This window comes from Pseudomonas sp. 91RF (assembly GCF_003576265.1).
In the GTDB taxonomy this organism is placed as follows: Bacteria; Pseudomonadota; Gammaproteobacteria; order Pseudomonadales; family Pseudomonadaceae; genus Aquipseudomonas; species Aquipseudomonas kribbensis.
The window spans coordinates 112963-133242 of record NZ_QWFC01000020.1 but is presented as its reverse complement, the minus strand read 5'-3'; the positions used below and the strand labels follow the sequence as shown (position 1 = coordinate 133242).

The 20280-nt window shown below is 60.2% G+C and carries 26 protein-coding genes; 12 read left to right on the top strand and 14 right to left on the bottom strand.

The window, feature by feature from the left end; translation table 11 throughout:
- Positions 1 to 26: 26 nt before the first annotated feature.
- A complete protein-coding gene (locus DXT77_RS08960; RefSeq protein WP_119427377.1) occupies positions 27 to 902 on the top strand; it encodes a LysR substrate-binding domain-containing protein in 876 nt (291 codons plus the stop codon).
- 124 nt (positions 903 to 1026) lie between these two features.
- Here the strand turns inward: DXT77_RS08960 and DXT77_RS08955 are convergent, their stop codons facing one another.
- The 4 genes from DXT77_RS08955 to fae all read right to left on the bottom strand — a co-directional run bounded on the left by DXT77_RS08955 (position 1027) and on the right by fae (position 5464).
- Positions 1027 to 2388: an MFS transporter gene (locus DXT77_RS08955; RefSeq protein ID WP_119427376.1), complete on the bottom strand. Its 1362-nt coding sequence runs from the start codon at positions 2386 to 2388 to the stop codon at positions 1027 to 1029.
- 88 nt (positions 2389 to 2476) lie between these two features.
- Positions 2477 to 3910 carry an NAD-dependent succinate-semialdehyde dehydrogenase gene (locus DXT77_RS08950; RefSeq protein ID WP_119427375.1) on the bottom strand — a complete coding sequence of 478 codons (1434 nt, stop codon included), beginning with the start codon at positions 3908 to 3910 and terminating at the stop codon, positions 2477 to 2479.
- Complete coding sequence (locus tag DXT77_RS08945) at positions 3907 to 4941, bottom strand: aldo/keto reductase (protein WP_119427374.1); 1035 nt, start codon at positions 4939 to 4941, stop codon at positions 3907 to 3909. The genes DXT77_RS08950 and DXT77_RS08945 overlap by 4 nt, the downstream gene beginning before the upstream one ends.
- 10 nt (positions 4942 to 4951) lie before the next feature.
- Positions 4952 to 5464 carry a formaldehyde-activating enzyme gene (fae, locus tag DXT77_RS08940; protein WP_007950493.1) on the bottom strand — a complete coding sequence of 171 codons (513 nt, stop codon included), beginning with the start codon at positions 5462 to 5464 and terminating at the stop codon, positions 4952 to 4954.
- Positions 5465 to 5581: 117 nt separating this feature from the next.
- On the opposite strand from fae, the gene DXT77_RS29705 reads away from it, so the two are divergent.
- The gene (locus DXT77_RS29705) at positions 5582 to 5767 is read left to right on the top strand and encodes a hypothetical protein (RefSeq protein WP_147406988.1); all 186 of its coding nucleotides are present in this window, start codon (positions 5582 to 5584) and stop codon (positions 5765 to 5767) included.
- Here DXT77_RS29705 and DXT77_RS08935 read toward each other — a convergent pair whose 3' ends face one another.
- Complete coding sequence (locus DXT77_RS08935; protein ID WP_119427373.1) at positions 5768 to 6973, bottom strand: NAD(P)/FAD-dependent oxidoreductase; 1206 nt, start codon at positions 6971 to 6973, stop codon at positions 5768 to 5770. It lies immediately after the preceding gene.
- A 336-nt stretch (positions 6974 to 7309) separates the two neighbouring features.
- On the opposite strand from DXT77_RS08935, the gene DXT77_RS08930 reads away from it, so the two are divergent.
- Positions 7310 to 7858, top strand: coding sequence for an Rrf2 family transcriptional regulator (locus DXT77_RS08930; RefSeq protein WP_114883691.1), 549 nt, complete (start codon positions 7310 to 7312; stop codon positions 7856 to 7858).
- Positions 7859 to 7920: 62 nt separating this feature from the next.
- Here DXT77_RS08930 and DXT77_RS08925 read toward each other — a convergent pair whose 3' ends face one another.
- Positions 7921 to 8256, bottom strand: a complete 336-nt coding sequence (locus DXT77_RS08925) for a hypothetical protein (RefSeq protein WP_065259781.1) — start codon at positions 8254 to 8256, stop codon at positions 7921 to 7923.
- A 228-nt stretch (positions 8257 to 8484) separates the two neighbouring features.
- Between DXT77_RS08925 and DXT77_RS08920 the strand changes: the two genes are divergently transcribed.
- On the top strand, positions 8485 to 8724 hold the full coding sequence (locus DXT77_RS08920) for a hypothetical protein (RefSeq protein ID WP_085711391.1): 240 nt from the start codon (positions 8485 to 8487) through the stop codon (positions 8722 to 8724).
- A 56-nt stretch (positions 8725 to 8780) separates the two neighbouring features.
- Here DXT77_RS08920 and DXT77_RS08915 read toward each other — a convergent pair whose 3' ends face one another.
- Positions 8781 to 8969 carry a DUF2188 domain-containing protein gene (locus DXT77_RS08915; RefSeq protein WP_085711392.1) on the bottom strand — a complete coding sequence of 63 codons (189 nt, stop codon included), beginning with the start codon at positions 8967 to 8969 and terminating at the stop codon, positions 8781 to 8783.
- A gap of 215 nt (positions 8970 to 9184) precedes the next feature.
- Between DXT77_RS08915 and DXT77_RS08910 the strand changes: the two genes are divergently transcribed.
- Positions 9185 to 9547, top strand: a complete 363-nt coding sequence (locus DXT77_RS08910) for an NUDIX hydrolase (protein WP_085711393.1) — start codon at positions 9185 to 9187, stop codon at positions 9545 to 9547.
- Position 9548: 1 nt separating this feature from the next.
- On the opposite strand, the gene DXT77_RS08905 is transcribed toward DXT77_RS08910, so the two are convergent.
- The 3 genes from DXT77_RS08905 to DXT77_RS08895 all read right to left on the bottom strand — a co-directional run bounded on the left by DXT77_RS08905 (position 9549) and on the right by DXT77_RS08895 (position 11894).
- A complete protein-coding gene (locus DXT77_RS08905; protein WP_096820123.1) occupies positions 9549 to 9791 on the bottom strand; it encodes a DUF1652 domain-containing protein in 243 nt (80 codons plus the stop codon).
- A gap of 122 nt (positions 9792 to 9913) precedes the next feature.
- Positions 9914 to 10813 (bottom strand): polysaccharide deacetylase family protein, encoded by a 900-nt coding sequence (locus DXT77_RS08900; protein ID WP_119427372.1) that lies wholly within the window; start codon positions 10811 to 10813, stop codon positions 9914 to 9916.
- Between the two features lie 133 nt (positions 10814 to 10946).
- Complete coding sequence (locus DXT77_RS08895) at positions 10947 to 11894, bottom strand: ABC transporter substrate-binding protein (protein WP_119427371.1); 948 nt, start codon at positions 11892 to 11894, stop codon at positions 10947 to 10949.
- Between the two features lie 294 nt (positions 11895 to 12188).
- On the opposite strand from DXT77_RS08895, the gene DXT77_RS08890 reads away from it, so the two are divergent.
- The 4 genes from DXT77_RS08890 to DXT77_RS08875 all read left to right on the top strand — a co-directional run bounded on the left by DXT77_RS08890 (position 12189) and on the right by DXT77_RS08875 (position 15371).
- Positions 12189 to 13175: an aliphatic sulfonate ABC transporter substrate-binding protein gene (locus DXT77_RS08890; protein WP_119427370.1), complete on the top strand. Its 987-nt coding sequence runs from the start codon at positions 12189 to 12191 to the stop codon at positions 13173 to 13175.
- Between the two features lie 61 nt (positions 13176 to 13236).
- Positions 13237 to 14076, top strand: a complete 840-nt coding sequence (locus DXT77_RS08885) for an ABC transporter permease (protein ID WP_119427369.1) — start codon at positions 13237 to 13239, stop codon at positions 14074 to 14076.
- Between the two features lie 51 nt (positions 14077 to 14127).
- A complete protein-coding gene (locus tag DXT77_RS08880) occupies positions 14128 to 14808 on the top strand; it encodes an SOS response-associated peptidase family protein (protein ID WP_119427368.1) in 681 nt (226 codons plus the stop codon).
- Between the two features lie 290 nt (positions 14809 to 15098).
- On the top strand, positions 15099 to 15371 hold the full coding sequence (locus tag DXT77_RS08875) for a hypothetical protein (protein WP_085711400.1): 273 nt from the start codon (positions 15099 to 15101) through the stop codon (positions 15369 to 15371).
- Between the two features lie 46 nt (positions 15372 to 15417).
- Here the strand turns inward: DXT77_RS08875 and DXT77_RS29805 are convergent, their stop codons facing one another.
- From DXT77_RS29805 to DXT77_RS08865, 3 genes are read right to left on the bottom strand one after another with little or no spacing between them, the layout of a single operon-like run.
- A complete protein-coding gene (locus DXT77_RS29805; protein ID WP_158593090.1) occupies positions 15418 to 15588 on the bottom strand; it encodes a hypothetical protein in 171 nt (56 codons plus the stop codon).
- 40 nt (positions 15589 to 15628) lie between these two features.
- Positions 15629 to 15940 (bottom strand): AzlD domain-containing protein, encoded by a 312-nt coding sequence (locus DXT77_RS08870; RefSeq protein WP_167443797.1) that lies wholly within the window; start codon positions 15938 to 15940, stop codon positions 15629 to 15631.
- Entirely contained in the window at positions 15940 to 16638 is a 699-nt protein-coding gene (locus tag DXT77_RS08865; protein WP_085711402.1) for an AzlC family ABC transporter permease, read from the bottom strand. The genes DXT77_RS08870 and DXT77_RS08865 overlap by 1 nt, the downstream gene beginning before the upstream one ends.
- A 154-nt stretch (positions 16639 to 16792) precedes the next feature.
- Between DXT77_RS08865 and DXT77_RS08860 the strand changes: the two genes are divergently transcribed.
- Positions 16793 to 17179, top strand: a complete 387-nt coding sequence (locus tag DXT77_RS08860; RefSeq protein WP_119427367.1) for a DUF2784 domain-containing protein — start codon at positions 16793 to 16795, stop codon at positions 17177 to 17179.
- On the opposite strand, the gene DXT77_RS08855 is transcribed toward DXT77_RS08860, so the two are convergent.
- Positions 17176 to 17697, bottom strand: a complete 522-nt coding sequence (locus DXT77_RS08855; protein ID WP_119427366.1) for a DUF3087 domain-containing protein — start codon at positions 17695 to 17697, stop codon at positions 17176 to 17178. The genes DXT77_RS08860 and DXT77_RS08855 overlap by 4 nt on opposite strands.
- 212 nt (positions 17698 to 17909) lie before the next feature.
- Here DXT77_RS08855 and ppnN point away from each other — a divergent pair, with 212 nt between their 5' ends.
- Positions 17910 to 19283 (top strand): nucleotide 5'-monophosphate nucleosidase PpnN, encoded by a 1374-nt coding sequence (gene ppnN, locus DXT77_RS08850; RefSeq protein ID WP_119427365.1) that lies wholly within the window; start codon positions 17910 to 17912, stop codon positions 19281 to 19283.
- 163 nt (positions 19284 to 19446) lie between these two features.
- The gene (locus DXT77_RS08845; RefSeq protein WP_119427364.1) at positions 19447 to 20181 is read left to right on the top strand and encodes an ABC transporter substrate-binding protein; all 735 of its coding nucleotides are present in this window, start codon (positions 19447 to 19449) and stop codon (positions 20179 to 20181) included.
- Positions 20182 to 20280: the final 99 nt, after the last annotated feature.

The window sequence follows — 20280 nt, the reverse complement described above, 5'->3', positions numbered from 1 at the left end:
ACCGCCCGGTCCGGAGTTCTGCCTCCATGCGTCAACTGCCCTCGCTCAACACCCTGCGCGTGTTCGAAGAAGTCGCCCGCCATCGCAGTTTCAGCCAGGCCGCCATCGGGTTGAACGTCACCCAGGGCGCGGTCAGTCGCCAGATCAAACAGCTTGAAGACTACCTCGGCGTGGCACTGTTCGTGCGCACACCGCAAGGGCTGTCGCTGACCGAAGCCGGCAGCAATCTTTCCCCGCATCTGGCTGAAGCCTTCGACCACATCGAACGCTCCTTGCAAGCGGTGCGCGTGCCGAATCTGCGCCAGCGTTTGAAAGTGCTCGCACCGCCGACCTGGGCCACCCGCTGGCTGTCACCACACCTGCGCGCGTTCTGCCAGCGCTACCCGGACATCAACCTCAGCGTCACCAACCAGATCGGCCACGACAGCCTCACGGAAGTCGATTGCCACATCCGCTTCGGCCTCGCGGCAGCGCCTCACTGCGTCAGTCAGTTGCTGGTGATGGAGCGCCACATCGCGGTGGCCAGCCCGGAACTGTTCATCGGCGATCAGCCACCGGACCTGCGGCAGTTTCCGCTGCTGCACATCCTGCACGACGGCAAGCGCTTGAAGGTCTGGGAGAACTGGCTGGCGGCCATGGGCCGGGATGACATCGATGCCGGGCAAGGGCTGGAATTCAGCACCCTGGACCAGGTAATCCACACTGCGCTGGCCGGTGGCGGACTGGCGGTAATCGACCGGCAGATGATCGAAAAGGAACTGGCCAACGGCAGCCTGCTGCCGATCACCCCGATTGAGGTGATCGGCCCTTATGGCTATTGGCTGGATGTGGCTAACGACAAGCAAGGGCTGTCGAAAGTGAGGTTGTTTACCGAGTGGCTGAGTCTCGTCAGCAATCCATGAAGCACTGCAAATCCACTGTGGGAGCGAGCCTGCTCGCGATTGCAGCAGTCCAGTTGAATCAATGTCGACTGGCACGCCACTATCGCGAGCAGGCTCGCTCCCACATTGAAACCAGCGAAATCTGTCAGACCGAGGTCGCTACCTTTACCGGCATTCCTCCGACTTCCATCGGACTCTGCGCCTTGCACGCCTGACTCAACGTCAACGACTTGGTCTCCGGCGCCCAGGCCCACGACAACAACGCGCCAATCCCCAGGATCGCCGCAAGAATGCCCATGGTCGGGCTCAAGCCGATCCCCGCCACGCTCACCGGCAACAGGAACGTACTGACCGCCGAACCCAGACGGCTGACCGCCGTCGCCAGGCCAATCCCGCTGGCCCGTACTTCCGTCGGGAAACTCTCCGCCGGGAACACGCCCACCAGATTGCTCACCGCCGACAGCACCAGGGTAAACACACCGAACACCAGCACCATCAGCCACGCCGCACTGCCCGGCAACACCGCCAGCAGAAACAGCGCCACCGCCAGAATGATGAACGAGTTGATCAGGAACCCGCGCCGGGTGAATTTGATCGTGCACCAGATGCCGATCAACGCGCCGAGGATCAGCAGCATGTTGAGCATCAACTCGGTGCCGAAGCCTTCGGCCAGGCCCATCTTCTGCAGGATCGATGGCAGGAAGGTGTAGATGGCGAAGTACGGCATGACGATGCACACGAAGAACAGGCAGTTGAACGCCGTGCGCTTGCGGTATTCGCGACTGAACAGCACCGCGTAGCCCGAACGGGTTTCGCTGGAACGGGTTTCATCCAGCTCGACGTTGTCGCCCAGATGCTTTTTGACGATGGCGCGGGCTTCGGCCACCCGGCCCTGATTGACCAGCCAGCGTGGCGATTCCGGCGTGCCGATTCGCGCGATCAGAATCAACGCGGCGGGGATCGCCGACGACGCCAACATCCAGCGCCAGGCATCGTCACCGAGGCTGAGCATGACGGTGCCGACGAAGGTCGCTGCGACGTAGCCGAAGGTCCAGATCACGCTGAACGAACCCAGCAACACGCCACGATGTTTCTTCGGTGCGAATTCGGCGAGCATCGCGTGACCGACACTGAAATCCCCGCCCAGACCGATGCCGATCAGCACCCGACAGAGGAACAGGCTCATGGCGGTTTCGACGTAGAACTGCATCACCGAAGCGATCGTGATCAGCACGAAACTGACCAGGAAGATTTTCTGCCGGCCGACCTTGTCCGAGATCCAGCCGAAAAACAGACTGCCGAGAAACAGTCCGATCAACGCTGACGCGCCGATCAGGCCCTGCCAGAACGCATCAAGCTGCATCTGCGGGCTGAGCAAAGTGAATGCGATGCCGATCAGGCCAAGGATGTAGCCGTCGGTGAAGTGCGCGCCGAAGGTCAGGCCGGCGATCTTGATATGGAAGCGCCCGATGGGCAGGTCATCGATCTTTACGGGTTGAGCGGACATGTTCGTCTCCAATTGTTGTTATTGACGGAGAAACGGAAAGCTCTGGGAGAAACCTGCGGGAGCGAACTCCCACAGGTTTCGGGGAGGCCTAGAGACCGCCCATCAACAGGTATTTGATCTCCAGATAGTCATCCAGACCGTACTTCGAACCTTCACGCCCAAGGCCCGATTCCTTGATGCCACCGAACGGTGCCACCTCCGTGGAGATGATCCCTTCGTTGATGCCGACCATCCCGGCCTCCAGCCCTTCGGCCATGCGCCAGACCCGGCCAATGTCGCGGCTGTAGAAGTACGCCGACAGACCGAACGGCGTGTCGTTGGCCCGCGCCAGCACCTCGGCTTCGTCCTTGAAGCGGAAGCACGCGGCCACCGGGCCGAAGGTTTCATCCTGGGCAATCAGCATGTCGCCGCTGGCTTCGGTGAGGATGGTCGGTTCGTAAAACGTGCCGCCCAGCGCATGGCGACGACCGCCGCACAACAGCGTGGCGCCCTTCTCCAGCGCGTCGCTGACGTGGGCTTCGACCTTGGCCAGTGCGGCGGCGTTGATCAGCGGACCTTGCTCGGTCTCACCGTCCAGCGCACTGCCCACGCGCATCGCCGCCACGGCTTCGGCGAGTTTGCCGGTGAAGGCTTCGTAGACGCCGTCTTGAATGAAGAAGCGGTTGACGCACACGCAGGTCTGTCCGGTGTTGCGGAATTTCGAGGCCATTGCGCCCTTCACGGCCGCATCGATGTCGGCATCGTCGAAGACAATGAACGGCGCGTTGCCGCCCAGTTCCAGCGAGACCTTTTTCAGGGTGTCGGCAGCCTGGCGCATCAGCGATTTGCCGGTGCGGGTCGAGCCGGTGAACGACAGCTTGCGCACCACGCTGGATGCTTGAAACGCACCGCCGATGGCCACCGCGTCGCCGGAAACGATGTTGAACACACCCGCCGGAATCCCGGCCTGCTCGGCCAGCACCGCCAGGGCGAATGCCGACAGCGGGGTTTCTTCCGACGGTTTGAGAATCATCGTACAACCCGCCGCCAGCGTCGGGCCGACCTTGCGGGTGACCATCGCCAGCGGGAAGTTCCACGGGGTGATCGCCGCAACCACGCCAATGGCTTCCTTGGTCACGATGATTCGCGCATCGGCCTTGTGACTCGGGATCACATCGCCGTAGGCACGCTTGGCTTCTTCACCGAACCACTCGAGAAAGCTCGCGGCGTAGGCTACTTCGCCCTTGGCTTCGGCCAGCGGCTTGCCCTGTTCGCGGCTGAGCAAGGTCGCCAGTTCCTGCTGGTTGGCGAGCATCAGATCGCTCCAGCGTTTCAGCCGTTGGCTACGCTCCTTGGCGGTGAGCTTGCGCCAGGCCGGCAAGGCACGATTGGCGGCTTCGATAGCGAGGTTGGTTTCCTCTGCGCCAGCCTTTTGCACGTCGGTGATCAACTCGCCATTGGCCGGGTTGCGCACCGGATAAGTCGCGCCGCCGCTGCCCCACTGACCGTCGATGAAGTTGCCGTGACGAATCAACCCGCTCATGCCACCGCTCCCTGCAGCGTGAAGCGTTCCTGCCCCGGACGGGCCGTGCGCAGGATGCGTTTGCCGGCGGTGTAATCGTTGATCACGTCACACGGGGTGTAGTTGCGCTCCAGCTCGTGCAGCTCTTCGGCATCGAGCCTGGTTTCCAATGCCGCCAGTGCGCTGTCGAACTGCGCGGTGGTATCGGCGCCGACTAGCATGCAGTCCACGCCCGGATGGTTGGCGACCCAAGCCTGAGCGATTTGCGCGTTGGACACGCCACGGGCACGGGCCACACGCTGCACCGAATGAGCGATCTCGAACGAGGCTTCGTCGCTGTACATCTGCTGGGTGAAGAAGTCGGTCTGGTTGCGGGTCGATTGCACGTCGCCGGTCAACAGGCCCCGGGCCAGCGGGCTGAACACCGACACGCCGATGCCCTGATCGCGGCAGAACGGAATCATCTCGCGCTCTTCTTCGCGGTAGGCGCAGTTCAGTTGCAGCTGCATGTTGATCGGCTTGACCCAACCGTTGCGCTCGCAGGCCATGAGGATTTTCGCCAGTTGGCCGGTGAGCATGGTCGAGACGCCGATGTAACGCGCCTTGCCGGAACGCACGATGTCGTTCAATGCGCCCATGGTTTCTTCGACCGGGGTGTTCACGTCGAAGTAATGCAGCATGAACACGTCGACGTAATCCATGTCCAGACGCTTCAGCGAGGCATCGATGCTGTCCATGATGTGCTTGCGCGAATGGCCGCTGGCGTTGATCGCGTTGCGGGTGCCATAGCCGACCTTGGTGGTGATCACCAGGTCTTCGCGACGGGCCAGGCGCTTGACGATGCGCCCTACCACTTCTTCGCCGACACCGGCTGAATAGAAGTCCGCCAGGTCGATGAAGTTCACGCCGTTGTTCAGCGCGTGAGCGACGATCGGCTCGCTTTGTTTTTCATTGAAGATCCACGGCTTCCAGTCCGGGGTGCCCATGTTCATGGTGCCCAGACACAGGCGGGAGACTTGCAGGCCGGAGTTGCCCAAACGGATGTATTGCATGGCGCGGACCTCAGGCTTTTGGCGTGTAGAAAGGGTTACTTATGTGGTTGACCACATCCTTGAGCTGCGCGGTTTCCGGCTTGCCGGTCAGGGCGGCGCGGATCGCGGTGCGGCAGGCGTTGTAGTTGTTCAGGTAGACCGCATCGAGGTCATCGCAGGCCGGGTTGACCCAGTTGGCGGTGACGATCGCCCACTCGTCTTCGGCTTCCGGCGGCAGCGTGCCGTCGAGCAGCGCTTCGAGCACAGCCTTGGCGATACCGGCCTGGGAAGCGCCCCAGGTCGCGTTGCCATGCAGGTCGCTGCTGATCGCAGCCTTGTTGACGTAAAGGGTCATCGGCTTGACCGGAATGTTTGGCTGGGCGATCACCATGAACGGGCAATGGCCCTGGCTCGGCGACGCCAGACTGTTGGCAAACGCCTGCCCCGCCGGACCGTTGCGCGGGCCGATCAGGATATTGATGTGCGCGGCGTTCACGCCCGGGCCTTCGAAACCTTCACCGATGTACAGGTCGAGTTCTTTCATCAGTCATTACTCTTTGCGATGCAGAGGGATTTTTTGGGGTGATCGACAGCTCACGCGGGCCGAATGGCCAACGGGGTCAATAACGGACGTGGGGAGACGCGAAGGGAGAATCGGGACATGGCTGCAAACGCTCTCTGGTTGTTATTGATGAGCTGTGTTTGCGATTTTTTAACACCGGGTATCAGGGCACCCGTAACCATTAAAAATCATGGGGCAATGACTTTTAGTCATAGCCTTGATGCAGATAAAAAAGTGCGGGCGAAAAAATCCCGCTCGGGAGCGGGATTTTTCGGACTGCGCTGATTACGCGACGACGGGGATCATCGGATCAGCAGCCGCCAGCGCAATGGCACGGTCGGCGGCTGGCGGGTAGATCCACTGGGTGTTGATCTGGGTCTTGAGCGACTTGCCCTCCTCCTTGACCAGTTTCACCTGACGATCCCAGCCCTCGGTGTACACCGCGCCCCAGGCGCCGAGGTCGAGGCAGGTCACGTACTTCGGCTGGCTGTACGGCGTCGGATCGACACCGAGAATCTGCGCCGCGACGTTGTTGCCGGCATGCCGGCCGAGGGAAATCGCGTGCTGGCAGGTCATCAAGGCGAAGTTGCCGATATCGTCGGTGGCCGCATAAGCCACGTCACCGGTGGCGAAGATATCGTCCTGGCCAATGACTTTCAGGTGCGCATCCACATGCAGACGACCCTGACGATCACGCTCGGCAGGAATCTGCTCGGTCAGGGAGCTGGCACGTACACCGGTGGTCCAGACCACGGTTTTTGCCTCGATGCGCTGGCCGTCCGACAGGGTCACGCCGTTTTCATCGACCGACAGCACCGACACACCCAGTCGCCATTCGACGCCCAGTGCTTCGCTTGCTTCGGCAATCGACACGCTGATGGCTTCGCCCATGGCCGCACCGACTTTCTGCCCACGGTCGACGATGATCACTTGAACGTCCACCTGATCACCCAGCACTTCGCGCAAACGCGCCGGCATTTCGGTGGCGGTTTCGATGCCGGTGAAGCCGCCGCCGGCCACCACCACGGTGTTGCGCGCCTGGCTCGCAGGCTGATCGGCCAGGGATTTCAGGTGGTTTTCCAGGCGAATCGCGGCTTCGATCTGGTCAACGTCAAAGGCGTGTTCTGCGACGCCCGGGGTATCCGGCAGCGCCAGGCCACTGCCGGAAGCCAGTACCAGTTTGTCGTAGTGGAAAACCTGAGCGGCGCCGTTGGCGTCGGTGTAGCCCACGGTTTTGGCGTTCACGTCGATGGTGTTCGCGGCGCCCTTGATGAAGTCGACGCCTACCGCGTCGAACAGGTCGCCCAGCGGCGCAGCCAGCGTGTGTGCATTCGGCTCGTAGAAGCGCGGACGCACACGCAGTTCAGCCTGCGGCGCCAGCACGGTGACATCGATGTTGTCGCGGTTGTGAATGTCGACCAGACGGGTCGCACTCAGCGCCGTCCACATGCCACCGAAACCTGCGCCGATTACCAGAATGTGCTGTTTCATTGTTGTCTCCAGGCCCGAAGCCAAGTCGTAGAAAGAGGTTCAAGAATTCACGTTTATCGGGAGTCGGCACGCTTGGGTGTCTGAAAGCGCTGAACATTGCTCACCGGATAACGGCGACTGTATTGGTCGCCGTTATATCCAACAAGTCAGATTATCCGATCATTCAAATCGAAATATTCGATAGCTGACACGGCCCCGCCTGAGGATGCTCATACCCTATAAATCGCTTAAAACCGAGAAAAAGTGGGCTTCAAGGCAAAAATTCAGACGCTTATCAGATTTGTCCGCTATGAATTACCCTGCTAACATCTGCGACAACTACAGTCGGAGATAGCTATGTCGCTTTACAGTGCGGGCGTCGAGTACGGCATCCATTGCCTGGCGTTTCTGGTGGGCAGCGGCGGTGACAGTCGCGAAGCGAGCGTGCGCGACCTGGCGGACCTGCAGGGGGTGCCGCTGGATTACCTGGCGAAGATCTTCACCAAACTGGCCAAGGGCAAACTGGTGGTGGCAACCGGCGGTGTACGTGGCGGTTTTACGTTGGCGCGCCCGGCGGACGAGATCACCCTGCTCGATATCGTCAATGCCATTGATGGCCCGAAGAATATTTTCGAATGCCGCGATATCCGCGGACGCTGCGCGCTGTTCGACGGCTCGCCGCCGGATTGGGCCGTGGACGGAACCTGTTCGATCCACGGGGCGATGATGGTTGCGCAGAAGCGCATGGAAGAAGCCCTCGCCCAGCAGACCATTCTCGACATCGCCAGAAAGGTCGGTCGCAAGGCGCCGGCGGAATTCAACAGCCAGGTGGAAAACTGGATTCAGGACCGTCGCGACAAGAAGACCGCCGGCTCGGGCATCCCGCTCACCGACATCACCGACTGACAGGCAAAAAAAAGCAGAAACCGGTCATACGGTTTCTGCTTTTTCATTTCGGCCGTTCCGCCTCAGAGGCAATCGCGTACCGATTTGCGCAGCGAGCCGGACTTGGCCCACGGCGGCCCCTGGTACAGCGACACGCGACTGCCATCCTTGTATTTCACGATATCGAGAATCTCGTCGGCCGTGACAATGCTTGGCGCCGTGATCCGGTAACCGTTGGAAATCGCGACCTGCGAAGTCTTCGGAATATCCTGCTGCCACAACGGCAACACGCATGCGGCGTAGTCCTTGGGAGCCTTGCCACTTACCTTGCTGAGATTCGGCTCGCCCGGGACCAGCGATGCCGGCAGTGAACAACCGGCCAACGCGGCCATCAGCAGGCCCCCGATCAACATCCGCATATTGAATCCTTCATCTGAAAAAGCGCGAATTTACCCTGTTACTGGTTGAACATCCATCGTGGCGCAATGCTGTGCCCCCGAAAACCGGGCTCTCCGGCACCACGGCAAACAATTACTCCGACCAACGGCAGTTTGTTCACGGCCGTTCAGCTCATTGACCAGAACCACTTGCCCCGCGCCCGGAAAATGCGGCTACTATTTTCTACCGAGAATGTTCCGGAGGTGATCATGCGGCTCAATGAATACGAACACGAACTTCAACGTGACCTGCAAAGCGTGGCATCGGACCTGAGATGGTCGGCGGTCGACCTCAAGCGTATTGCCGAGCAGTTGCGCAAGTCCGGCAACGAGGCGGATGCGCAAAGCGTGCTCAGGTCCTGCGAGGTGCTGCAAAGCGATGAAGAACGTCTGCAACTTTATGCCAGGGAAGTGAAAGCCCGCGCCATCAGCCGAACCAAAATCCACTGACACCTTCCCCCAAACAAAAAGCCCCGGACAATCCGGGGCTTTTTCATTGCAGGCCTTCAGCCTGTCTTGCGGCCATGGGGCCGGCTTTTGTAACCCGGAAGTGCAGCGGCATACGCCAGTGCTTCCTCCCGGCTGGCGAAAGACGCCAGTCGATCTCCCTGCGTGCAGACCCGCCACGGGCCGTTGTTCACGCTGAGTACGTCGTAGCCATTCATGTGCATTTTGTTCAGCATCGCCATGCTCATAGGCACCTCCTGTCGACTATCGATCAACTGCACTTTTGCACCTTACACCGGGTTCGCCAGCGCGTGCCGACCAGACGTCGCTCATATCGGCGTCAAGTGTCTGGCACTTTTGCGCTTTTCGGCCACTCTGACATCACAAGGGCGTCTAAACCAAGGCACGGCTTGAATATTGCATTTTCATGACAGATTCATGACATTCGGCAATCGGGTAACAAATGAAAGTACGTGCAACCATCATCTGCGAACAGGACCGACACATTCTCCTGGTGCGCAAACCTCGATGCCGCTGGAACTTGCCGGGGGGCAAGGTCGAGCCCGGTGAGACCAGGGCCGACGCCGCGACGCGTGAACTTGAGGAAGAAACCGGGCTGCTCGCCGATGGCATGCTGTATCTGATGGAGCTGGAGGCTGGCGGCACGCGCCACCATGTCTACGAGGCGTCGGTACTGAATATTGATGAAGTACGGCCACAGAACGAGATCATCGATTGCATCTGGCATCCGCTGAATGCGGTGCAGAACCTGAGTGTCAGCGAAGCAACCCTGCAAATCGTCCGCGCCTTTCAGCGCCGACTGTGAGTCAACCGGCGAACGCCCGGCGCCCGGCACTCATTTCAGTGCGCAACTCACCAATGAAGTTGGAGATGTCACGAATGGTGACCAGATGCTCCGGTGACACGCCGTTGAGCAGCAGATCGACCCGCCCGCTGTCAGGTTCGTAAACCTTGATCTGCAACAGCCCCTGCCCCGTTTCTGTGCAGTCACAGTAAAGGGGCGAAAAGCCGGATTCGACGATGCGGCAAATGTCGGCAATGGCAAGCATGGGCGGACGCCTCGCGGGCGAAGGATCGGTCGATCGATTGAGCATAGATGAGCTTTTTCGACCTTGCGCGAGCGCTCGATCGCAGAAAATGCCAACCGCTTCACATCCTTGCGCAACACCGATCAGTTGGCGTCGCGCCCCCAGATCCAGTTCCAGATCCCCGGCAATTGCACCGGATCCGAGCTCTTCTGCACCGTACGCGCCAGTGCCGCTTTTTCCAGCAGTGCGTGATCGTCGTAGAACGGTTTATCGGCCAGGCGCACGCCTGTGGCAGCAGCGCTGTCGAGCAGAATCTGCAGATACTCGCGGGCATGTCGTGCGGTATAGCGGTTGAGATCATGGAACGTCACCACCACCGGAATCACCCCGTCCACCGTCGGCAATTCACCGAGGGCGATTCGCTCACGCACCTCCGAGAGCTGACGCAGCATGTTCGCGCGGCGTCTGGGGCTGCCGTTGAAGCCCCAGATCTTGCCGTCGTTGGCGCTCAGGTCCGTGAGCAATACATGCAGACCGTGTCGCTGATAGGCCGCGAACGTACGTTTGTCGTAGTTCCAGAAAGGTGGGCGCAGCAAAATCGGTGGAGCGCCGGTGATCGCTGCGATGTCCGCCGTGCCGTTGGTCAGTGAGGTTTCAAGCTCCTGCGGATCGAGCGAACGGTGGTTGGTGTGCCAATGCGTGGCGGTGTGAAATCCGAGAATGTGCCCTTCATCGTGCTCGCGATGCATGATCCGCCGGCCGATTTCGCTGTTGCCGGCCCTCGGAGCACGGGTCTGGACGAAAAACACCGCTTTGATATTCGGCTGCAAAGGGTTGTCTTTCAGGCTGTCGAGCACGGTTTCGGTGGGGTTGTAGAAACTCGAAGCGCTGGGGCCGTCATCGAAGGTCAGCAGAAACCTGACCGGCGCCTGCGCATCCAGCCGCGAGCGGGTTTGCGCGGTCAGTTCGATGGGAGCGGCAATGCAACCGGCCAGCCCGGTGATGATGGACGCAGCGCAGAAAAGCTTGAACCAGAGTTTCATGTTTTGCCTTGAGCCCGACCGTTGCAGTCACGTTGTCGATTGGCAAAACTCCCTCGCCGCTGCTGCCTCCCTGCGACCCACCGAAATGGGCCGAGGTTGGATAAAGATAACAGGGTTTTGTTCCGGTGCTCACTCAGTGCGCCAATGCCTGCCGGAACGAGGTATCGATAATCCCCGCAGTGGTCAGCGGAGCCGGCAACGCCTTGACCTTGAACAGGAAGTCCGCAGTGCCTTGCAGGTCGGCAGCGGCTTGTTGATCCACCGGGCCGACCGACATGTGCGCCTGGCGCAACCAGTGCCGCGAGACCTCTTGATCGAGATTGGCTTTCTTCGCCCACAAGTCCGCGTATTCGTCGGTGTGGCTGTCGACCCAGGCCCGGGCCTGCTTCAGGCGCCCGAGAAAGTCGGCAATCGCCTCACGCTTGCTGTCGATGGACGGCGCGGAAGCGGCGATGGCGCTCAACCCCGGCATCAGGTTTTTTGCGGTCAGAATAGGTCGCGCACCGGAGAACACGATCTGCTGGGAAATGTACGGCTCCCACACCGGGAAGGCATCAATGCCGCCCTGAGGTAATGCCGCTGCCGCGTCAATCGGCATCAGTTTGACGAAGTCGACGTAATTCTCCGGCAACCCATTCTGCTCCAGTGCGCGCAAGGTCAACTGCTGGCTCCAGGCACCCGGCCAGTAGGCGACTTTCTTGCCTTTCAGATCCTCGATGGTTTTCACCGGCGAATCCTTGGGCACCAACAAAGCGATGGTGTCCGGGTTTTGCCGCGACACGCCGATCAGTTTCACCGGTGCCTGTTTCGCGGCGAGGAACAGAAAACCCGAATCACCGAGAAAGCCCAGATCCAGCGAACCGGTCTGTAACGCTTCGGCCAACGGCGCGGCGGCCTGGAAATGTTTCCAGTCGACCGTGTATGGCGCGTCCTTCAATACCCCGGAAGCTTCTACCGAGGCGCGGATGTTGTAGTAATTCTGGTCACCGACGTGCAGGACCACAGGTTCGGCTGCGTAAGTCAGTGGCGATGCAATCAAGGCGCTGGTCAAAGCAGCGCGTAGGAAACGGGAGAGCTTCATGGCGAGTCCTGCAAAGGGGATTTTTTATAGACCATAACGCTCTTGTAAATTGCATTTGAAATTCGATTAGAGAATAAGCTCAGTACCACCGACAACCGCTGTTGGCCTGGCAACAGTGGCACGGCACAGTGTTTTCCCGGCAACAGTTCAAAGTGCGTAAATCGCATCAAAACCCCGTAAACACGGCACTCGGGGAATATGGCACAGAGCCTGCAATATTCCATTCATGCAGGAAGCATTCGATAAAAATATCTTTCTGGACATAAGAAATTGTTGCCTTGCCGGAGCGTGCCCATGAAATCCCGCTTACCGTTTTCCCGCATCAAAACGCTGCTCGCGGCCTGCGCTGTGGCCCTGAGCCTGCAACCTCTCGCCCACTCAGCGGAAACGCCGCCCGCCGAAGTGCATCTGGACTATGCCTATTACTCCCCCGTCAGCCTGGCGCTGAAACATTTGGGCTATCTGGAAAAGGCCCTGCCCCAGAGCAAGATCAGCTGGGTACTGAGCCAGGGCAGCAACCGTTCGCTGGAGTACCTCAACAGCGGCGGCGTGGATTTCGCCTCGTCGGCCAGCCTCGCGGCAGTGCTGAGCCGTGCCAACGGCAGCCCGATCAAATCGGTGTACGTTTACAGTCGCGCCGAGTGGACCGCACTGGTGGTGCGCAAGGACTCGACGCTTCAGACCGTCGCCGACCTCAAGGGCAAGAAAATCGCCGCCACCAAAGGCACCGACCCGTACCTGTTCACCCTGCGCAGCCTGCAACAGGCCGGCCTGAAAAAGGACGACGTGGAGCTGGTGCACCTGCAACACCCGGACGGCCGCACCGCGCTGGAGAAAGGTGACGTCGACGCCTGGGCCGGCCTCGATCCGCACATGGCCGCCAGCCAGGTACAGGCCGGTTCGCGCCTGCTGTATCGCAATCGCGACTTCAATAGCTACGGTGTGGTCAGCGTCACCGAGCAATACGCCAAGGAACATCCGCAAACCATCGACACCGTGATCAAAGCCTATGAACAGGCTCGCGAATGGTCGGTGAAAAATCCCGATGAATTGGCCAAATTGCTCGCCAGCGAATCCGGCCTGCCACTGGACGTGGCCAGACTGCAACTGTCGCGCACCGACCTGAGCAGCCCGCAACTCACCGCCAAGGACGTACTGGCCTCGAAAGCCGCCGCGCCGATTCTGGTCTCCGAAGAGCTGGTGCGTCGTGGGGTGAATGTCGATCAGGTCATCGATCAATTGATCGACACCGGTTTCCAGCAAGTCGCCGCCGCCCAGTAACCGATCAGGCTCACGACAAATCCGCGCCCGTCGCGGATTTGTCGTGAGCGGAGAACCGCCCATGAGCAATGACCTGCCCGCCCGCCTCACCGTGCCGCTGCCCCGCCGACAAAACCGGCCGCTGAATCCGCTCTGGCGGCGGCGCCTTAAAGGGCTGGCCCTGCCGCTGCTGATCGTGATCGCGCTGGAGATCATCGTGCGCGTCGGCTGGCTGCCGTCCTATCAGATGCCTGCGCCGAGCGAGGTCGCCCTGACCCTTACCGATCTGGCCGAAGGCGCACTGTGGAAACACATCGGTGCCAGCCTGATTCGCGTGCTGATCGGGTTTGCCATCGGCGCGAGCCTGGCCTTGGTGTTTGCCGCGTGGGTCGGCCTGAGCCGCGAGGCCGAGTCATACCTGGAGCCGACGTTCGCCGCGCTGCGCTCGATTCCCAGCCTGGCCTGGGTGCCGCTGTTGCTGCTGTGGCTGGGCATCGACGAGACCTCGAAAATCGTCCTGATCGCCATCGGCGCGTTCTTCCCGGTGTACGTCAACGTGGTCGCGGCGATTCGCAACATCGACCGCAAACTGGTGGAAGTCGGTCACATCTATGGTTTCAGTCGTCTGCAACTGGTACGGCGGATTCTGCTGCCCGCCGCCCTGCCCGGCCTGTTCACCGGGCTGCGCAGCGGCATGAGTCTGGCGTGGATGTTTCTGGTGGCGGCCGAACTGATCGCGGCGACCAAAGGCCTGGGTTATCTGCTGAGTGACGGGCGCGAAACCTCGCGTCCGGACATCGTGCTGGCGGCGATCATCGTTCTGGCGCTGCTGGGCAAACTCAGCGACGGCCTGCTCGCCACACTTGAACACCGCTGGCTGGCCTGGCGCGACACCTTTACCGGCCAGGGCAGCAAGGACTGACTCGCACAACTAAGCTGAACCTTCAGGCAGTGTTCGCCGGAGGTTCGGCCGATGTGCGGAAGACTCTCGCAGTACCGGGGCATCCACGATTTCGTCGCGGTGCTGAGCATTCCCGATGCGCTGATCAATCACGTCGGTGATGCACCGCTGGCGCGCTACAACGCGGCGCCCACCACCGCGCTGGCCATTCTTCATCAACACGAACAACGCTTGTACGCCGACAACCTGCGCTGGGGCTGGCGCCCGCACTGGGCCAGGGATCGCGCGGCACCGATCAATGCGCGGGTCGAAAAAGTCGTCCACGGTTCGTTCTTCCGGGCGATCTGGCGTCATCGCCTGATCGTGCCTGTCGACAACTGGTTCGAGTGGGTCGACGGACCGGACACGAACCGCCAACCCTGGCTGATCCATCGACTCGATCATCAGCCGGTTTTCTGCGCCGCCATCGGCCAGTTTCCGACACCCGGATCAGAACCTCGGGAAGACGACGGCTTTGTGATCATCACCGCCGACAGCGCAGGTGGCTTGCTCGATCTGCATGATCGCCGACCCATCGTGTTGTCTGCCGAGGGCGCGCGGGAATGGCTCGACCCCGCCACGCCCGTGGAGCGTGCCGAGCAAATGCTCCTGTTCGAAGGCTTGGGCAGCGAAGCGTTCGAATGGCACAAAGTCGGCAAAGCTGTCGGCAACTCACGCAATCAGGGTGCGGAGTTGATTGAAGTAGTGGCTTAAATATTTTGTGGGCCGGCACGTCTCTCGAATAGTCGGAAGACGTGAGTCAAATTGATATCACGCAGCAAGTGAGAACCGTTCGTTACAGTCAGTGTTTCAAACTCGAAACAATCATTGAATCGGTCGTTTGATTAAAACCAACCGCCTGTCTGACATTTCAATCGTCATACATACATTTAGTAACACTACAGATAGCATGCGCGCCGCATTTCCTATTGGCATACCAGTTGACCAAAGAGTCAACAAACCGGGAATACCCTACAAACTTACAAGCCTTGCAGAGAACTAAGTTGCGCGACGATTTTGCAATCAAACAGGCCAACGGCCTGGAGTGTATTTATCTGTCCATGACAGAACGCTTTCAACTCGACTGTTTTATCGCCCACTACATAAAGACTCGAAACCTGCGTGACGTACCCGAGATCGACCGCCTCCTGCGCACCACTCTCCAAAACTATCCCTGCCACCCGCCGGTGATGGTCAACGAGCTGAATGCCTGGATCGACAAGACCTTGGGTTATCGGGCCTCACACCCCGATTTCACACAACTGGACGATCTTTGATGAAACGAAAAAGCCCCGCCATCGCGGGGCTTTTTCGTTGTGGCGTTCAGGGTTTCAGCGGGCGTTCCTGGTCGCGATCGGACAACTCGCGGCTGTCGTCATGTTTCCAGGTCTGCTCCTTGTGTTTCTCCCGCTCGATCTCTTCTTCGCTCGGTTCTTCATCTTCTTCGGGACGTTGCTGCTCCGTTGCCATGTTCACCTCGCTGTCATAAGTCATCAGTCATCCTTACAGCGTAGAACAGATTCAGACAGGCAACTTACAACCACCAGCGCAACAGAAAGAAGAACGCCATGCTCAACAGCATGCTAAGCAACGTATTACGCGTGTAGATCACGAGTCCGATGGCGACTAACGAACTCAGCAAATAGGGATTGTCCCACTGCAAATTCAGCTGTTTGTCCGGCATGAACACAATCGGCCCGCAAATCGCGGTCAACATGCCCGGTACGGCGAAACCCAGAAACTGCCGCGCATTGCTGCTCAAACGCACCGGCAGGCGCGGCTCAAGAAACACATAGCGGTTGAGGAACACCAGAATTCCCATGCCGAAAATCACTGCCCAGATCATCATGTGCGCTCCCGATACAGCTTGTTGCAGATAAACCCGGCCATCATTCCCGCCAACCCCGACAGCACCAGCGCCGAACCCCACTGCCAGTAACTGAACAGCACCGAGCAGAACAGTGACACCGCCACGCAGACCACGGTCGGCACATTGCGCACCACCGGCGTGATCAGCGCGATAAAGGTCGCGGCAATCGAGAAATCCAGCCCCAGGTGCTCAAGCCCCGGAATGCTGCTGCCAAGCACGATGCCGGCCAGGGTGAAGAGATTCCAGGCGATGTAGAACGTCAGGCCGACGCCTAGGGCATACCAGCGATTGAATTGCTGACGGTCGTGCTGGCTGGTCAGGGCGAACAGTTCGTCGGTGAGCAAAAAACCCAGGCCGATGCGCCAGCGACCCGGCAACGGCGAAATCACGTGGCGCATGCTCATGCCGTAGAGCAAATGCTGCGACGTCAGCAGCAGCGTGGTCAGCAGAATCGAGAAAATCCCGGCACCGCCCTTGAGCATGCCGATCGCCACCAGTTGCGCAGCACCGGCAAACACGATGGTGGACAAGCCCTGCCCTTGCAGTGGCGTGAGGTTGGCTTCGATCGCCATGGAGCCGGCCAGCAGCCCCCACGGCGCGGTCGCCAGAGATAACGGCATGATCGCCGCGGCTCCGCGAAGAAAGGCACTGCGCGGCATTAATGAGTCAGACATAACGCTCTTCAACCGTGAGACAAGACCCCGGACTCTGCCAGCAAATGCCTTTTCATGGCTTGAACAATCTTGCGCAGTTGCCAGAATTCTTCCAGCTGCAAACCGATTAGCGGCGTACCATGACAGCCATTCACATCTGCGTCAGGGAGACGACATGCTGTATCGAATTGCCGCCGACGGGCTGGTGCTGTTTCACCTTTCCTTCATTCTGTTCGTGCTGTTCGGCGGGCTGCTGGTGCTCAAGTGGCACCGGGTGGCCTGGCTGCATCTGCCGGCCGCCACCTGGGGTGTGATGGTCGAGGTGTTGCACCTGAGCTGTCCGCTGACCTACTGGGAAAACCTGATGCGTCACGCCGCCGGGCAGACCGAATACGCCGGCGGCTTCATCGAGCATTACGTCTGGCCGATCATCTACCCCGCAGGGCTGACCCCGCAGATTCAGCTGGCACTGGGCAGCGTGGTGCTGGCGATCAACCTGCTGGTGTACGGGCGCCTGATCCGCCAGTGGCAACAGCGCCGCGCTGCACGCGTCCCGTTTTAACGCGACTTCAAGGTTTCCAGCCAGGCCGGATCGAGGCGCGTCTGATCGGTGTCCAGACCGAGCGCTTCCATCCGCGCCTTGTGTGCTTCGACTTCCCGGTGCAATTGCCCTTGATCGCTGGAGTTGCCGTCCAGTTCATGCATCTGCGTCAGTCCGATGTGATAAAAACGCAGCACCTTCATCGCCGTCGGATCGCCCTTCTCGACCGCCGCCGTCAGCTGATGCATGACATTGGTGACGCTCATCAGGCTACGCTTGAGCCGCCAGCCGTACACCGCCGGGGCCATCCAGCTCTGGGTCCAGAATCGCCCGCGCAACAACGCCGCCGTCAGCAGAAATGCGCCGAACCCCCCGCCGACATTGAACCGCAGGTTATCCCCGCCCGGCTCGCCGAACAGCGCCACCGCCACGGTCGAAAACGCCATCGCCAGCACCAGGAACAGCACCGCGATAATCAGCGTGCTGCGCCGGGTCTGCTGGCGATAGGTTATGGCATCGATCGGTTGAATCTCGAACATCGTGACAGGCTTCCATGGCTTGAAATAAAAAGAGGCCGGCGCATTATCGCCTCTGAGGCGGATTTAGCTATGCTGGAGCTCCTTTTCATCTTTTCATCGTCCAGCGGGGGACATGGCGATACCACGCAGATCGTGCCATCTTCATTCTTGGATACACTCTATTCGGATGCCATTGGCCAGGCCGGCAATGACATCGTTTTAAGGATCACTGCATGACCCAACGACACGTAATCAATGCCTCGGTCAGCCCAAAAGGCAGCCTGGAAACCCTTTCCCAACGTGAAGTTCAGCAACTGAGCCAGGCCGGAACCGGCAGCACCTACACCCTCTTTCGCCAGTGCGCCCTGGCAATCCTCAATACCGGCGCCCATGTCGACAACGCAAAAACCATTCTGGAAGCCTACAAGGACTTCGAAATCCGCATCCACCAGCAGGATCGCGGCGTGCGCCTGGAACTGCTGAACGCCCCGGCCGACGCCTTCGTCGACGGCGAAATGATCGCCAGCACCCGGGAAATGCTGTTCAGCGCCCTGCGTGACATCGTCTACACCGAAAACGAGCTCGACGCCCTGAGCATCGACCTCAGCACCTCCCAGGGCATCAGCGACTACGTCTTCCACCTGCTGCGCAACGCACGCACTCTGCGCCCGGGCGTCGAGCCGAAAATCGTCGTGTGCTGGGGCGGCCACTCGATCAACACCGAAGAATACAAATACACCAAGAAAGTCGGCCACGAACTGGGCCTGCGCAGCCTCGACATCTGCACCGGCTGCGGCCCCGGCGTGATGAAAGGCCCGATGAAAGGCGCGACCATCGCCCATGCCAAGCAACGCATTCACGGCGGCCGCTACCTGGGCCTGACCGAGCCGGGCATCATCGCCGCCGAAGCGCCGAACCCGATCGTCAATGAGCTGGTGATCCTGCCGGACATCGAAAAGCGCCTGGAAGCCTTCGTCCGCGTCGGCCACGGCATCATCATCTTCCCGGGCGGCGCCGGTACTGCCGAAGAATTCCTGTATCTGCTGGGCATCCTGATGCACCCGGACAACGCCGGCCTGCCGTTCCCGGTGATCCTGACCGGGCCGAAACATGCCGCGCCGTATCTGGAACAACTGGACGCGTTCGTCACCGCCACCCTCGGCGAAGCGGCGAAAAAGCACTACGAAATCATCATCGACGACCCGGCCGAAGTGGCGCGGCAGATGACTGCCGGCCTCAAAGCGGTGAAACAGTTCCGCCGCGAGCGCAACGATGCGTTCCACTTCAACTGGCTGCTGAAGATCGACGAAGGCTTCCAGCGTCCGTTCGACCCGACCCACGAAAACATGGCCAACCTGAAGCTGCACCGCGATCAGCCGGCCCATGAACTGGCAGCCAACCTGCGCCGCGCCTTCTCCGGGATCGTTGCCGGCAACGTCAAGGACAAGGGCATTCGCCTGATCGAAGAACACGGCCCGTACCAGATCCGTGGCGACGCCGCGATCATGCAGCCGCTCGATCTGCTGCTCAAAGCCTTCGTCGCCCAGCACCGGATGAAACTGCCGGGCGGCGCGGCTTATGTGCCGTGCTATCGCGTGGTGTCCTGACCCTTCGTGATGGATGCAGCCTTGCGGGAGCACACGCGCTCCCACAAGGCGCATCGCCACTACCAAACTGCCCTGTTCTCTGACACAAAAGCCCCGCTGATTCCCCACGACAGCCACCGCGCGCGCGTACTAAGCTGGGCGATTGAATTTTCAGGGACGATCCATGAAACGTTTTGCCGCCTGCCTGTTGTCTCTTCTGGCCCTGACAGCCAATGCGGCAGATCTGCAACTGCTCACCGACAACCATCCTCCGCTGCATTTCCTTCAGGGCGATCAACTGGTGGGCTTCGGCGTGGATGTGGTGCAGGCCCTGGCAGCGCAGACCGGCGATCGAGTTCATCTGCAACAAGTGCCACTGCTGCGTGCCCTGCGCATGGCCAGCGAGACGCCGGACACCGGTGTATTTACCGTGCTGCGCACCGACGCACGGGATGACCGCTACCAATGGGTCGGGCCGCTGATCGAAATGGAAACCGCGCTATATGCCCACGACAACTTCCAGCCACCGGTCCGCAGCCTGCGCGAGGCCGATCACCTGGGGCGGATCACCGTGCCGCGCAAATGGCTGGTCTACAGCTATCTGCAGGAACAGGACCTGAGCAACCTCTACGGCGTGGAAACCCCGGAGCAGATGATGCGCCTGTTCAGTCTCGGACGAACGGACTTCGTGGTGTCCGACACGCTGTCCAGCGCGTCCCTCGCCCGCGAACAGGGCATGGAGCCGGGCCGCCTGCAATATCAGATACCGCTGATGAAGCGCGACACCTATATCGCGTTCTCCCGCCAGACCGATCCAAAGCAGGTCGCACGTTGGCAGCAAGCGCTGGACACGCTGCGCGCCGACGGTCGTCTGGAGAAAATGCGCCAGCGCTGGCTGAGCAATACCCTGCCGCGCTGATCACGCATCAACGTCTTTGATAACAACTATCTGAAAAGGTGTTTTTTCTTCTGGCGCCGGTGGCCCTAAAGTGGCAGTCATCTTCCTCCCACTTTCTGG